Source organism: Streptomyces sp. NBC_00104, from assembly GCF_045160825.1.
Lineage (GTDB): Bacteria > Actinomycetota > Actinomycetes > Streptomycetales > Streptomycetaceae > Streptomyces.
The window spans coordinates 6926025-6940873 of record NZ_CP108215.1 but is presented as its reverse complement, the minus strand read 5'-3'; the positions used below and the strand labels follow the sequence as shown (position 1 = coordinate 6940873).

Below are 14849 nucleotides of genomic sequence, written 5' to 3'. Positions count from 1 at the left end.
GGTACCCGGCGGTAACAGGGATTCACCGGGCGCACACACCACGCCAGTGATCGCTGGCAACGAACTCGCTGATCAGCGAGGCGGCCGGTGCGGTGCGGCCGCGAATGCGGCGTCGATCACCCCGTTTCGAATCCACGGCCGCGCCACTGCTCTTCGAATCCACGGCCGCGCCTGCGCTCTTCACATCACGGCCACACCTCTACCCTTCGCGTCACGGCCACACTTCTGCTCTCGGCATCACGGCCACGCACCTTTTGCCGGAATCACGGCCGCGCACCTGTTCTCCGATCGTCAGCCGCTCGGCTGTTCCCCGATCGTCAGCCGCTCGGCTGCTCTCCGATCGTGAGCCGGTCCCGCGCGCCCTTGAACACCGCCGTGCCCTTCTTCTCGTCCGCCGTTCCCTTCGGCATGTCCACGCGCAGTTCGTACATCCGGTCGTCGTCGGTGCGCATGATCAGTTCCATGACCCGGGTGGGTGTGCCGTCCTGGTAGTGGGTGGTGTCGGCGAGGACGGCCTCCTGGTCGTGAAAGCTCGTGGTGGTGTAGTTGGCGGTCGACTTCACGTCTCCCGCCACGATGTCCGTGGAGTCCTTGGCCTGTTCCATGGGCGAGGCGGGCGCCTTGTCCCACTGCGTCAGCCGCACCCGGATGACCTCCTCGCCGTCATAGGTGACCGTGCGGGGCTGATCGTCCTCGCCGCCCTCCGCGCGGAGCCTTTCGTACGGGCTCGGGAGGGACAGGACGGCGTTCATGCCTTTCTCGCGGTGGGCGACCCAGCCGGTACCGGCCGTGACGCTGGGACCGGGGGACGCGGCACGGGCGTCCACCCACCCGACGCTGGGCTCGGGGACCTCGGTGATGTCATCGCCCGTGTCGAGAGCGGCCCCGGCCCAGACTCCCCCACCGGCCAGCAGGATCCCGGTGGTGGCGGCGACGAGCCGACCGGCACGCCGCCTGCCCGGCGGCCGCGCGGCCCCGGATCGTACGACCACGGTTTCGCGCACGCCTGCCGGCCCGTCCTCCGGGGTGCCCTCCGCGCGTACCTCTTCCTGACCCTCTTCCTGTGCCTCTTCCCGTACGTCTTCCTCCCGGGTGCGTTCCTCTCGTACGTCCTCCCTCGCCCCCTCGCGTACGGCGGCACCGTCCGGCTTACCGCCGAGCCGTACCGTCCCCACGTCTTCGCCCAACTGCCGCAGGTCGGACGGCGTCTGAGTGTCCGGTGCCCGCTCCTGCGCCACGTCCTCCAGGATCCTGGCGGTCTCCTGGGCGTCCGGGCGCTCCGCCGGGTCCTTGGCCAACAGCCGTACGACCAGGGGGCCGAGGGGGCCCGCCCGCTCGGGCTCGGGGGGCTCGGTGGACAGGATCGCGGCGAGGGTGGACTCCAGGGTCGTACGGCGGAAGGGGGACCAGCCCTCGACCGCGGCGTACAGGAGGACGCCGAGCGACCACAGGTCGGAGGGCGGGCCGGCGGCGCCGGGGCCGGACATGCGCTCGGGGGCGACGAATTCGAGCGATCCGACGAACTCCCCTGTCATGGTGAGCGATTCCTCGCCCTGGACGTGGGCGATCCCGAAGTCGGTGAGGACGACCTGGCCGTGCGGCCCGAGGAGGACGTTGGCGGGCTTGACGTCCCGGTGCACGATGCCGACTCCGTGCGCGGTGTGCAGCGCGCCGACGACGGCGAGGCCGATGCGGGCGGACTCGGCGGGGGTGAGGGCGCCGCGCTTGAGCACCTCGTGGAGGGACTCCCCGCGGACCAGTTCCATGACGATCCACGGGAATCCGTCCTCGACCACGACGTCGTGGATGGTGACGGCGGACGGGTGGTCGACGCGGGCGGCGGCGCGGGCCTCACGGTGGAGCCGGTTGGCGGCCCGTTGGCGCGCCTCGTTCTCCGGGCCGTCCGGGTCGTCGGTGTCACCGGGCAACTTGGGCTGTTTGACCGCGACTTCACGGTCGACGAGTTCGTCGACCGCCTTCCACACGGTGCCCATGCCGCCGGATCCGACGCGTTCCGTGAGGCGGTACCGGCCACCGATCAGGCGACCGGCGGCCTGGGACGTCCTGCCTCTGTACCGGGGTTCGTCGTGCGGATGTCCGCCGTCGTCGCTCATGCCACATCAGTACCGTGCGGGGGCGGAGCTTGTCGATGTACCGCCCAGTAGACCGCAGGGCTAGCGTCGTCGGTGCCACAACTCCTGTGCCCACCCGTACCGTTCGCGGTGTTTGGGCAGCGCCGTGCGGCCGACCGCGGCGGCGAGCTTGCGCAGCCGGCGCCAGTCCAGGGGCGGCTTGGGCTCGGGGACGCCGGGGCGGTCGCGGGGCACGCGGACGCGCAGGGCCTTCGGCGAGACCCGGCAGTGCACGGGGGTGGGCAGGAGGAGGGCCTCGCCGTCGACGCCGACCTCGATCTCCGGCCGGTCGGCCTCGACGACGATCTCGTCGGCGACGAGGAGGCTGAGGCCGGGGGCGTTCGGGCCGAGGACCATTCCGGCGGCCTCGGCGGCGCTGTCGACGCGGACGCCGACGACGCCCAGCACTCCGGCGTCCAGCCGTTCGCGGCGGCCGAGGCCGACGAGGTCGTCGCTGCGGTAGACGTTGTTGCTGACGAGGACGGCCTGGGGCGCGTCGATGACGGCGTTCCCGATGCGGGCGGTGAGCCGCGGTCCCCGCTGGTGCGTGAGCAGTTCGGGCAGCAGTTCCAGGGTGGTGCGGACCTTGTCGTCGCGGTAGGCGGGGCTCTGCACGACGGCGGCGTACGCGCCGAAGGAGGCGTTGTTGACGAAGGGGTGGCCGCTGGCGTAGCCGAGGTCGACGTGGAGTTCGACACCCTTGTCGGTGAGGGCGTCGAGGCAGGCGGCGGGATTGTCGCGGTCGAGGCCGAGGTCCATGGCGAAGTGGTTGCGGGTGCCGGCGGAGATGACGAGGAGGGGGACGTCGTATGCCGCCGCGATGGCGGCGACCTGGGCCTGGGTGCCGTCGCCGCCGGCGACGCCGAGGAGGTCGGCGCCGTTCCTGACGGCGTCGCGGGCCAGTACGGCGACGTCCTCGTGGTGTGCGGGATCGAGCAGATGGACCGTGGCGCCGAGCCGCTCGGCCCGCTCCTTCAGCCGGAACCGCTCGACCTTTCCGCCCCCGGACCTGGGGTTCATGATGAGGAAGGGGCGGGCGGGGGCGGGGGTGCGGTGCTCGGGTACGTGCACCTGGTGGGACTTGGTGCTGCTGAGGGCGAACTTGCCGGACCAGACGGCGACGGCCCACAGTGCGGCGGAGACGATCACGACCCACAGCAGGTTGACGACGGCGAACCACCAGATGACGCCGACCGGCGCGGCCACGGCCAGCGCGCCCGCCGCGATCCGGGCGGCGCCGCGGTGGATCAGCACCCACCACAGGGAGGCCACGGTGAGACCGGCGCCGAGCAGGACGCCCGCGACGAGCAGGAGGCTCGCCTCGCGTGCGTAACCGAGGGGCAGCAGTACGGCGAGTGCCGCGCAGCCGAGTGCGGCCCTGGCCGCCCAGCGCTGTCTCGCATGAGCCCGCACGTCCAGGTGTTCGATGCCCACGCTCGCTCGCCCTCCGCGCCGATCATGCACTTGACAGGGCATGTTAGAGGCAGGGCGTGCGACAAAGCGATGACCCCCGGGGAACGGAACTCCCCGGGGGTCGTGCGTCAGCTCTTCCAGTCGGCCAGATAGAAGAGTTCCAGCTGGCCGTATTCGTCGTCGACGTCCGAGAGATCCTGCGCCGTCGTGTGCAGGAGGGACACGGATCGGACGAAGGCGTGGACGTCGGCGTCCAGGAACGCGGAACTGGAGGACAGGACCAGGGCCACCCTGAAGGGTTCGTCGGCGCCCCGGTCACGGAGTACGTCCGTCAGGGCGTCCCAGTTGCCGCCGTAGTAGTCCGGTGCGGAGAGGGCCCGCCCGAGAGCGGTCAGCAGATCCTCTTCCGTCCGTACCTCCGACAGGTCGGCTTCGAGGACGGTGAATCCGGCCCGGCCCAGTTCGTCGACCACCTCGTCATGACGGCTCTGCTGTGCGAAGTAGGGCTCGGACGGCAGCCACGGAAGGATCTCCTGGGGGTCGACCCAGGAATCCTGCAGATCATCCGTCGTCATCGCACCCGCACAAACGTCTTGTAGTGGTCAGCGGTGAAATACACTTCACCCTTCTTTCCGAAGATCAGACGATGCACGCCGCGACTGGCTCCGCCGGTCGGCCACACGTCCGATTCGCGATAGTACCCCTTCCCCTTCTTGGGCAAGAGGCCCTTGTTGTTGGTGAAGACGCCCCTCGCCTGGCCACGTGCCTGGCCCTTCATCACGCCGGGAGGAGTGCGCCCCGTCTTGTCGTAGTAGTTGACGACCTTCCAGATCTGCGCGCCGAGCGGAGTCAGGCAGCTGGTCTTGGCGTTGTGGACGAGAACGGGGGTGTCGGCCGCCAGGACGTAGTAGGTGTGCAGGTCGCTGACGGTGAGGTTGTGGACCGTCGCCTTCGGGCTCGTCCAGCGGGTGACCTCGGTGATCCGGACCCCGGTGCCCGCGTCGGTGCTCAGCCGGTCGCCGGCCGTGAGGTCCGTGGCGTCGAGCCACTCGTCGAGTCCGGGCACCCAGAACGGGTGGCCGTCGGTCGCGGTGACAGAGGCGGTCCTCGTACCCCTCTCACCGTCGAGGTCGACGGTGACCCGGACGAGGTGCTTCAGCCCGACGCCCTCTATCTCTGCGGTGACCTTCTCGGTCCTGGTCTCACCGCTCTCGGGATCGGTGGCCAGCACCTCGTCGCCGATGTCGATGTCCGCTATGGCCTTGGTACTGCCGTCGGCCATGAGGACCCTGGTGTCCGGGGCGAAGCTGTTGCCCTCACAGGACTCCAGTTGGCCGGCGAGCCGGTTGGCCTCCTTGCGCTTCTTGTTCCAGTCCTTGAACTTGTCCCAGAGCTTGAGGGCCAGCCCGCCGATTCTCTTGCCGACGGCGGCGGCCTTGTCGAGCCGCCATCCGTACTTCGCGACCAGCCTGCCCGCGGGGCCGCCGCTGATCAGCGAGGTGACCACGTTCAGCACGGTCTTGCCGCAGGAGCCGAGGGCACCGGTGGTGAAGCAGTCCAGCGCGTCGGTGATGCCCAGTTCGTCGGCGATGATCCCGCCGAGTTCCTTGGCGATGGCGATGGCGCGCCTCTCGGCCGCTTCCTTCTCGGCCCGCGCGGCGTCCGCCTTCTCCTTGGCCGGTGTGTAGATCGCGTTGTCGCCCGTGCCGCCGCCGCTACCGCCCCCGCCGGAGCCGGAGGAGGACTTGTTGTAGTTGTGTGGCCATGGCCCGCACTGCTGCCAGCCGCCCTCGCAGTCCGCGAGCCTGAGGCCCGTGGCGTCGCTGTAGGTGACCGGGCTGTTGTTGGCATAGGCGTAGCCGTTGATCTGCTGCGGGTCGTTGTAGTCGATGATCGGGTCGGCGGAGAGGAAGCGGCCCGTGTCCGAGTCGTACTCCCGCGCCCCCACGGTCGTCAGACCCGTGGACTCCTGGACGGTGCCGCCGACGAAGCCCTTGTCGTTGACCCATCCCGTGGCTGTCGAGCTCGACTCGTCGCGCGCGGTGCCGAACGGGTCGGTGCGCCGGCGGGTCGTCTGGCCGGTCGCCGCGTCCACCGCGAGCTCGGCGGTTCCCTGGTGGTCGGCGAGCAGGAAGTGCACCCCGCTCGCGTCCCGCATGGCGACGGTTTGCTGGGAGAACGAGTAGTAGCGGGTCGCCGTCACCTTGGAGGTGGCCTTGTCCAGATGGAGTTCGGTGCCCGGAAGGTAGTAGGTCTTCTCCTCGGGCGTATCCCGCAGAAGGCGTTCGCCCGAGGCGTCGTACGTGTACGACGTGATGCTTCCGTCGGCGTTGGTGACCTTGGTCAGCTCGCCCTGCGGGTCCCACTCCAGCCTCTGGGTGTCGCCGTCGAGGACCCTGGTCTCGGTGTTGCCCTCCTCGTCGTAGGTGTAGGTGTCCTCGGCGGTGACGGCCGGCGTGGTGCTCGTCGCGGCGGTCTGCCGGGTCACCGCCGACACGGTGTGCGGGCCGCCGGTCTCGCCGTAGGTATAGCCGCGGGTGGTGGTCCCCGCTCCGCCGAGGCCGTGCCGCACCTCGTCGGTGCGGTTGCCCACCGAGTCGTAGCCGTACTCGGTCCAGAACGGGTTCACCCCGCCGACCGTGGCCGACGACGCGCCGGACGCGCAGGCCGCCTCCGAGGCACCGGTGCCCGAGGCGTCGTTCGGCGTCACCGACGAGGTCCAGGCGTCGGTCAGGCGACGCAGTCCGTCGTACGTGAAGCACTGGACGTCGTTGGCGCCGTCGCTCGGAGTGTCGGCGATGGAGAGGATGTTGCCGGTGTCGTCGTAGGTGTAGCGGGCGTCGTAGGCGAAGGGCGCCCCGTTCTCGACCCGCATGTGCGACCTGGTGAGGCGGCCGGTGCCCTCTTCGTAGAAGTTGGTCAGCCAGGTCTTCGGCGCGTTCGCCTGGCCTGTGGTCAGCTCCAGCGACTCCAGTTGTGAGGTCGGCGAATAGCCGGCGTCCGTGACATATCTCAGGCCGCCCAGCGAGGTGTTGAGGGCGGTCGGCCGCTGCAGTTCGTCGTACCCGTACGACAGCGCCTCGGCCGACAGGTCGCCGACGGCCGGCAGACCCTCGCCCTGGAGGGTGCCGTCGTCGTTGTACTGGTTGGTGAACTCGTAGGTGCCGCCCAGCTGGGGCTCGGCCGTCTTCGACAGGAAGTACCTGGTCGTGGTCGGCTTGTAGTCGTTCTCCGGGTCCAGCGTCGGGTAGGTCACCGACGAGTGGACGGCTCCGTCCTTGTAGGTGTAGACGCCGTACAGCTCGCCCTTGTAGGCCGTGTCGTAGCGGGTCAGCGACAGCCGGGTGCCCGTGTCCGCCTCGCCCTGCCAGGTGGAGACCGGGCGGCCCATCTCGTCGTACTTCGTCGACGTCTTGTTCAGCCGGGCATCGGTGATGGACGTCTGGCGGTCCATCGCGTCGTACGTGTACGTCGACCTGCCCGTGTCAGGGTCGACGGCCTCGATCTGGCGGCCCATCTGGTCGTACTTGTACGTCCACTCGTTGCCGGCGTCGTCCGTGACCCGCGACAGTAGTCCGGCGTCGGTGTACGCGTACGAGGTGGTGACGGTGTCGCCGCCCGTGGGGTGCTGGATCCGGGTGGTCGTACGGTCGCGGGCGTCGGTCACGATCGTCGTCTTCACTCCGCCGGAGGGCGGGGTGGTCGTGAACCGGTCACCGGCGTGGGTGTAAGTGGTGCGGTAGCGCTCCTGGCCCCCGACCTGGAGGATCGTGGCCGTCTCGCGGCCGGCGCCGTCGTACCGGGTGACCTGCTGCGCGTTGAGGTCCTCGTTGACCGGCTCGAAGAGCGTCGAGGACGGGGAACCGGTGGTGTAGTAGGTGTCGTTGACCTTGGCGATACGGCCGGAACCGTCGTAGAGGGTGTCGGCGATCATCCGGCCGCCCTCGCCCTCCGTCTGCTCCTGACGGGGCCGGAGCAGACCGTCGTACAGGGTCCACTCGCTGCCGTACGAGGTGCCGTCGTTCTCGATCTTCTGGGTGTGGACGGCCGTCGGACCGTCGTCGCCGCGGACCAGGTACGTGTACTTGATGGACGGGGACAGGCCGATGCGGTCGGGGAACCAGACCGAGGTGAGGCGGCCCAGACCGTCGTAGGCCAGCTCCGCGCGTTTGCCGTTCTCGTCGACCTTCACGGTCGGCACGCCCCGCTGGGTCGCGTACTCGGTGGAGGTCGTCCAGCCGAGCACGTTGGTGACCGTCGACTTGGTGGCCAGGCCGTAGGGGTTGTCGACGTACGCGGTGGTCGTGGTCTGGGACGCGGCGTCCTTCACCGTCAGCGGGCGCCCGTATGCGTCGTACGTCGTCGCCGTGACCGTCTGGTACGTCGCCGTGGTGCCGTCGTGCGCGGACAGCCGCTTGGTCATGGTCGGGGCACCCTCGGTGGGGGCCGCGCCCAGGGTGGTCGAACCGTCGTAGTAGGTCAGCTCGTCGGAGATGACCTGGGTCTTGCGGTTCGGGGTGGTGGAGCAGTCGACGCCGACCTTCTCCACACGGGAGATGTACGCGTACATGTGCCGGGACGCGTTGTCCGCGTACTCGGTGCGGGTGCACTCGTTGTCGCCGACGCCGACCTCGCCGTCGTCGTCGACACGCAGCACCCGGCCGGTCTTGTCGTCGTACGTGGTGGTGGACTTGGTGTGCCTCCAGTTCCCGGAGCCGAGCGACACGTAGGAGTCGACGGAACCCTGGCTGAGGTAACGCGCCCGGCGGGTGCCCCAGTCCTCGACGCGGGTGGCGGTGACCTGCGTCCAGGGCAGGGTGACCGAGCGCTGGGTGATGTCGGAGCCGTTGTAGGTGATCGTCTCCAGCTCCTGGCCGGCCTTCCAGTCGGAGTCCTCGTAGGAGGTCCCGCCGGAGTCCTTGACCGTCGCCGAGCGGGAGTCGCCGTCGGCGTCCACGTCGCCGTCGAGACCGCGGAAGAAGACGTGCTCGGTCCTGGTGTCGGACGCCGAGTTGGTGCCGTCGGAGGTCTCGATCCGGACCCGGCCGTAGCCGCGCCAGTCGTCCCAGGTGCGGTATTCGGCCGTGGTGATGCCGTCGGCCTTCGCCTTCCGCCAGCCGGCGTCGCCGAGGTACGTGTACGAGGTGACCTTCTCCGCGTTGCCGCCGGTGAGGTCCTGCTCGACGACGGAGTCGACGACGTACTTGTGGAACCAGTCGACGATCGGGTCCTCGGCGCCCGGGGGGTTCCACTTGACCGGGAAGCAGCGCTTGGTGGAGGAGTCCTCGGCGGGCACGGTGCTCGAAGTGCACTGCGGGTCCGCGTAGTTGACGCTGAGGACACCGCCGGTCTCGTTCTTCACCGCGGAGAGACGGAAGCGGTAGAAGGGCTGGAGGTTGTCACCGGACTCGTCGACGCGGCTGGCGAGTTGCTGGCCGTGGAGCTCGACGGACGGCATGGTGACGTCGGTGCCGACCTTGCCGGTGTGGTCGATGGCCTTCAGCCACAGGGACTTGGAGCCGTCGCCGTTGTCGGTGAAGTCGTGGGACAGGGCCCACTCGTCGACCGCGCTGAAGGAGGTGTCACCGGTGCGGACCTGAGTGGTGATCTTGGTGAGCTTCTTGCGGGTCCAGAACGTCGGCGAGTTCTGGCCCGCACACTTGGTGTCGGCCTTGCAGTTCTGGTCCCACGGCACGTCCGGCCAGTCGGCGGCCGTGTCGTCCGTGAGGTCGCCGGGCTCGCAGTCGGTCAGGTCGCCGATGCAGCGCTCGGCGGTGGTGAAGACGACGCGGGCGGACGGCTCGGTCGAGTAGGCCTTGCCGGCGCGCTGGCCGTAGTCGATCCGCTTGAGGTAGCCGCCGCGGACGTACGACTTGCCGTTCTCGCCGGTCTTCAGGCCCTGCGTGTAGTGGTTCGTCTCCTTGCCGTAGAAGTACGACATGACGTTGCCGTGCGGGTCGATGACGTGGTCGAGGTTCCAGCGCCAGGCCTGGGCGCAGTGGGCGTCGGCGAAGGTCGCGTTGTAACAGGGCTCGCCCGAGTCGTCGCCGTACACCGGGACGGTCCAGGTGGAGTCGGTCTCCTCCTCGCCGCTGGTGTAGCCCGGCAGGCGGTTGCGACCGAAGAAGTACTGGGTGCCGTCGGGCGTGGTGACCTTCCAGTACTCGCCGTTGTTGTCGCCGTTGGTGGCGTCGGTCAGCTTCTCGACCTTGGAGTTGTCGTCCCCGCTGACCCGCCACTCGCCGGTGGTGTCGTCCTTGACGATCTCGCCGGAGGTGCCGCCCGCGAGGGAGAGGGTGGCGTTGTCGTACGCCCAGCACTGGTCGCCGTACGTGTCCTGCTGGCCGTCGTCGGCACAGGCCTTGTAGTTGCGCTCGATGAACCCGGGCTCGTAGGTGAAGCCCTGGCCGACCCAGGAGCCCTGGTTGTTGGTGGCCGCGGTCTGGCCGTCGACCGACTGGGAGTTGTAGGAGAGGCCGACAGTGGGCTGCGAGCCGCCGGGCACGGGCGGGGTGGTCATCGGGTACGACCAGGTGAACGCGCCCGAGGAGGTGTCGACACCCCACTCGGAGGACGCCTTCAGGCTCGTTGCCTTGTAGTCGCCGCCGTCGCCCTCCGCGCCCGCGGTGGCGGCCAGGACGGTGACCGAGGCGGCGCTGGTGGACGCGGCCCGCAGCAGTTGGGTCCCGGTGCCCGCCGTGTCGCCGGCCGCCGTGACCTTCGCGGCGAGGGTCTGCTTCTCCGCGTCGTTGGTGCTCTTCAGGTAGACGGGGGTGGAGCAGCTCTTCTTCTCCGGCGTGGTCAGTACGCACTCCGGGTACTGCGCGAGGCGCAGCCTGGAGCCGTAGCCGCCGCCGTACGCATCCGCGAAGTGCGAGTAGTCCAGGGCGACTTGGGCGGTGCCCTGGCCGGCCTCGCCGTCGCTGCGGGCGACCGTGAAGAGGACGCCGTCGACACCGGCTGCCTCGGTGGCCTTGCGGCCCAGCACCTCGACGCGGAGGGAGTCGGCGGCGTTCTTGCCATCGGCCGACCTGGCGGTCAGGGGCAGGCCCTTGGCCTTGGTGGCCTTGTCGGTAGTGAGCTCGACCTCGGCGTCTCCCGCCTTCGGCCAGGTGGTCTTCTCGGCGTGCTCGACGGCGGCCTTCGCGGCCTCGTCGGTCTGCTTGAAGGTCTCGCTCTTCGCGTTCCTGCCGCGGACCGGGTCGTCGAGGTTCGTCTGAGTCCTGGGCTTGGTCAGGCCGTCGTCCGCGGCGAGGGCCTCCGGCGTGTACTGCGGCAACAGGCCTATGGACAGGGCCAGGCCCAGGACAAGCGCGGCGCGGCGGCGGCCGGTGCGCCAGGCCGGTCTGGACGACCGGTACCAAGGAGGCGAGGACATGACAGGCATCTCCGTTCGAAAAGGGGTCTGGAACGCTCCGGGCGGGGAATGACGGCCGGTTTCGCGGCTGCGGCCGGTGGGGGCCGTTCGCGCAGTTCCCCGCGCCACTGAAAAGCAGGGGCTTCGCCCCGTGCTTTTCGCTTTGGGGGGCGCGGGGAACTGCGCGATCAGCCACGACGTAGCAGCGGACGGCCGACGGCACATCGCGGCACTTGCAGCGGAGCGTCAGCCCTCGCTGATGCTGGAGCCCGACGGCATGACCGCCACCAGCGTCACCAGTGAGGCGTCCAACGGACCCTGGTACATGCGGACCTCGTCGACGGCGCCGGAGAAGTACTCGCTCCCGGCCGTGCCGCTCAGCGTCCGGCCGACCTGGAGAGCCGTGGTCGTGAAGTTCCACGTGTTGTCCCACGGAGCCTCTGCCACCGCCACGCCGTTGACGTACAGCAGCACGTCTCCGAAGACCGCGTTGTAGACGAGCGCCAGATGGTCGCCGTCGCCCTCCGCGCTCGGCAGGTCGCCGTTGTCGAGGACCGTGGTGACCACCGGGGCCGCCGCGTCCGCATCGGTCACCTTCAGCTGCCAGCGGTTGCTCGCGGCCAGGTACTTGACCGTGATCGCGCTGCCCTTGGCCCCGGACAGCGAGAGCACCGTCTGGTCCGCGGTGGAACTCGTCGACGCGAGCCGGGCGCGGGCGGTCAGAGTGAAGCTGTCCTGCGCGGAGAGCACACCGGCGGCCCGGGTCGCGTAGGCGTTGGTGCCGTTCAGCGCCAGGTGTCCGTCGCCCCACAGCGGCTCGGCCGGGGGGACGCACTCCGGGTCGGCCTCGGGGTCGCAGGAGTCGTCGGGCAGATAGACGGAGGCGCCGCCGCCCAGGGTGAGGCCCGTGCCGCCGTCCACCTCCGGGGAGAGGCCGGAGGCCGACGCGTCGAGCTGCCAGTAGGCGAGCTGGTGGGGCTGGATGCCGCCCAGCTCCTGGCCCTCGGCGGGCGGGATCACCCGGTCGTGGATCTTGACGTCGGCGACAGTGCCCTTGAGGTGGCCCAGGTAGCCGTCGAGGGCCAGCTTGCGGCCGATCTGGACGCCGCCGCCCGCGTTCCAGGTGGTGTGGCGGGCCTGGACGTCGTCGGCGACCAGGACTCCGTTGACGTAGAGCATCATCTTGCGCAGCTCGGCGTCGTAGACCCCGATCAGGTGCGTCCAGCTGCCGGGGACGGCGGCCGCGCCCGAGACCTTCCAGGTGCCGAGCGACTCGATGTCGCTGTAGGGGATGCGGAAGGTCCACGACGCGGAGTCGACGTCGTAGCCGAGCTCGAAGCCGGGCTGGGCGGTGCCGTCCTGGCTGACGACGGTCATGCTCTCGGTGGGCAGCGAGGGCAGCATCACCCAGGCGCCGACGGAGAAGGTCCTGCCGGTGTCGACGGCGGGCTCGCCCGCTTCGACGTAGGCGTTCTCGGTGCCGTCGAAGGAGGCCGCGGTGTCGGCGGAGCCGAGCGGACCCCCGACTCCGAAGGTCACCCCGGAGCCGGCGGTGGCGTCGGGCGCGTCGCCGCTGCCGGCCGCCGTCGAGGAGCCCTTGGCGTCACCGAGGGTCCAGGCCGCGGCGGGCGCCCGGCCGTCGCTGACCAGGAAGACGTGCACCGTCGGGGTCTTCTGCGCGTTGCCCGCCCCGTCGACGGCGGTGACATGCAGCGCGTACGTGCCCTCGCTCGGCGGCATCCAGCGGATGGTCGCCGGGCCGCCGGTGGACTCGGGGGCCACTGTCTTCGGGGTGTTCACCGCGTTCGGGCCGGTGAAGCGGTACGTGTACTTGGCGACGTCGGTGGACGGCGAGTCCATGGTGAAGCTGCCGTAGTCGCCGGTGCCGACGTGCCAGGCCTCGTCGTCCGGGTATGCGGCGGAGGTGACGGTCGCCGACTTGGGCTGGGAGGTGTCGTAGATGAACTCGCAGCGGGTCTGCTCGCCGTCGGAGGACCAGGCGCCGTAGGCCTGCTGGTCGTAGCCGCGGACCGCCCAGCCGATGACGGTGTTCTTCGGGATGGTGAAGCCCGCCTCACCGTCGTCCTTGACGTCCGTGCCGATGGTGTAGAAGAAGGTCGCCTGGCCGGTCTGGGTGATCTTCTTGCTGACGTTGGTGGTGGCGCGCTGACCGGTCCGCGCGTAGTGCGTGACCGTCTGGCCGTCCTTCTCCCAGAAGACCTTGAACTGGGCCTGCAGCTTCTCGGAGTTGGAGCCTGTGTCGTTGTGGTCGTAGTCCTTGAGGACGACGCTGACGCGCGGCGCCTCGGTGACGTAGTGCTCGGTGGGGCTGCCGTACTCGCAGGAACCGCCCGGCTTCATCTGCAGGTCGTCCTGGTCCGGCTGCAACGGCGGTCGGTTGTACGTCACTTCGAGGTGGGCGTTGCCGCAGAAGCGCTTCCAGTACGAGACGTCCGACTCGCTGGTGGCCTTGAGCCGGAACGTGGTGGTGTCCCAGCCCTTGTCGGCCGCCGTCTGGATGGTGCCCGTCACGCCGAAGCGCACGTTCTGGTTGGTCGAGGTGCACGAACCCGCCGTGTCGGTCGGCGACTTGGAGGTGATCGTGTCCTTCGACGACGGCTGGTTGGACCAGTTCGTCTTCGAGCTGATCGCGCTCGCGCCGGTGCTGTTGACCCGGGCCAGCTGCACCTCGCGCGCGGAGTCGCTGTAGCTGTGCACCAGGGTCACGGCGAACTGCGCGTCGACGATGTCCTTGCCCTCGAACGTCCCGGTCGGGATCGCGAAGAACTGCCGCTTCTTGTCGCTGCTGCTGGTGCAGCGGTACGACACGTTGGACGGGCAGAGGCCGACACCTTCGTCGTCGTCGAACTTCCAGAAGGAGTCGGACGGCGAGTCGGAGGACACCATGGTCCAGCCGGTGCGGTTGGCGGTGCGGACCACGGGGTCGATGTAGACCGGGTACACCGTGTCGTCGCCGGTGAGCAGGCCGGCGTCCGGGGTGAGGGTGACGCTGTCGGAGTCGACGGCCACGTCCACGTCCTCGACGGTGGCGCCGTCGGGGGGTGTGATGTCGTCGCCGGGGGCCTCCGGGGCCGGTGCCGCGTCGCCCGTGCCCTCGCTGGAGTCCCACATCAGCGGCTTCGGTGCCTCGAAGACCGTGCCGCCGGAGCCGCTGTCGGTGGCGGTCAGACCGCCACCGGAGGTCTCCGTCAGCTCCACCGAGGTGGTGTCGACGGGGAGTTCGAGGGTGGCGAGGTCGGGGTTGGCCGCGGCCTCGGCGTTCTTGACCACCAGGATGTGCGAGAAGCCCTCGGCGTTCGCGGTGACCTTGAGGTCGACGTCCGGCAGGACGTCCGGATAGGTCGCGGTCGAGCCCTCGACCTTCGGTCCGGGCAGCTTGCCGAGCCAGTCGAGGGAGAGCGCCCGGCCGTCCTTCTCGATCTCGGCGAAGGTGCTGTCGCCGCCGCCGGAGAACGCCATCGCGGTGACGGCGGCCTTCGGCGCGTACGTGCCGTTGGCCTGCTTCACCAGCGTGGTGTCGATCTCGGCCCACTTGCCGTTCTTGCGGGTGCGGACCGGCTGGACGTACTCGGTGACGGTGAACGTGCCGTCCGGGTTCGCGACCGTCGTGCTGCGCTCGTCGCGCAGGCTCGTGATCTCGACCTTCTCCCCGGTCTTCGCGGCCCTGTCCTGGGCGGCGTCCTCGGTGAGGGCTGTGGTGGAGGCCTTGCCGGCCTTCCCGGTGGCGGCGGCCGGGGCCGTGGGCTCGGGGGCGGGGGCGCCGCCGAGTGCCGTGACCAGCAGGGCCGTCAGTGCGGTGGCGACGGTGAGCGAGCGGACGGGACTCCGGCTGCCGCCCGGCTGCCCGCTCGAACGGACTGTCATCGCGGTGCGTCTCATCCCCGTGCGTCTCGTCGCGGTGCGTCTCGTCGCGGTGCGCTTCATCC

The 14849-nt window shown here is 69.8% G+C and carries 5 protein-coding genes; all 5 read right to left on the bottom strand.

Annotation, left to right across the window (positions count from 1 at the left end; translation table 11 throughout):
- Positions 1-317 precede the first annotated feature (317 nt).
- Entirely contained in the window at positions 318-2114 is a 1797-nt protein-coding gene (locus OG272_RS30565) for a serine/threonine-protein kinase (protein ID WP_405895290.1), read from the bottom strand.
- Between the two features lie 60 nt (positions 2115-2174).
- A complete protein-coding gene (locus tag OG272_RS30560; RefSeq protein WP_405895289.1) occupies positions 2175-3566 on the bottom strand; it encodes a diacylglycerol/lipid kinase family protein in 1392 nt (463 codons plus the stop codon).
- Positions 3567-3673: 107 nt separating this feature from the next.
- Positions 3674-4120, bottom strand: a complete 447-nt coding sequence (locus OG272_RS30555; RefSeq protein ID WP_326578486.1) for a barstar family protein — start codon at positions 4118-4120, stop codon at positions 3674-3676.
- A complete protein-coding gene (locus OG272_RS30550; protein ID WP_327728138.1) occupies positions 4117-10923 on the bottom strand; it encodes a polymorphic toxin-type HINT domain-containing protein in 6807 nt (2268 codons plus the stop codon). The genes OG272_RS30555 and OG272_RS30550 overlap by 4 nt, the downstream gene beginning before the upstream one ends.
- 225 nt (positions 10924-11148) lie before the next feature.
- Positions 11149-14787: a LamG-like jellyroll fold domain-containing protein gene (locus tag OG272_RS30545; RefSeq protein ID WP_405895288.1), complete on the bottom strand. Its 3639-nt coding sequence runs from the start codon at positions 14785-14787 to the stop codon at positions 11149-11151.
- Between the last annotated feature and the right edge of the window lie 62 nt (positions 14788-14849).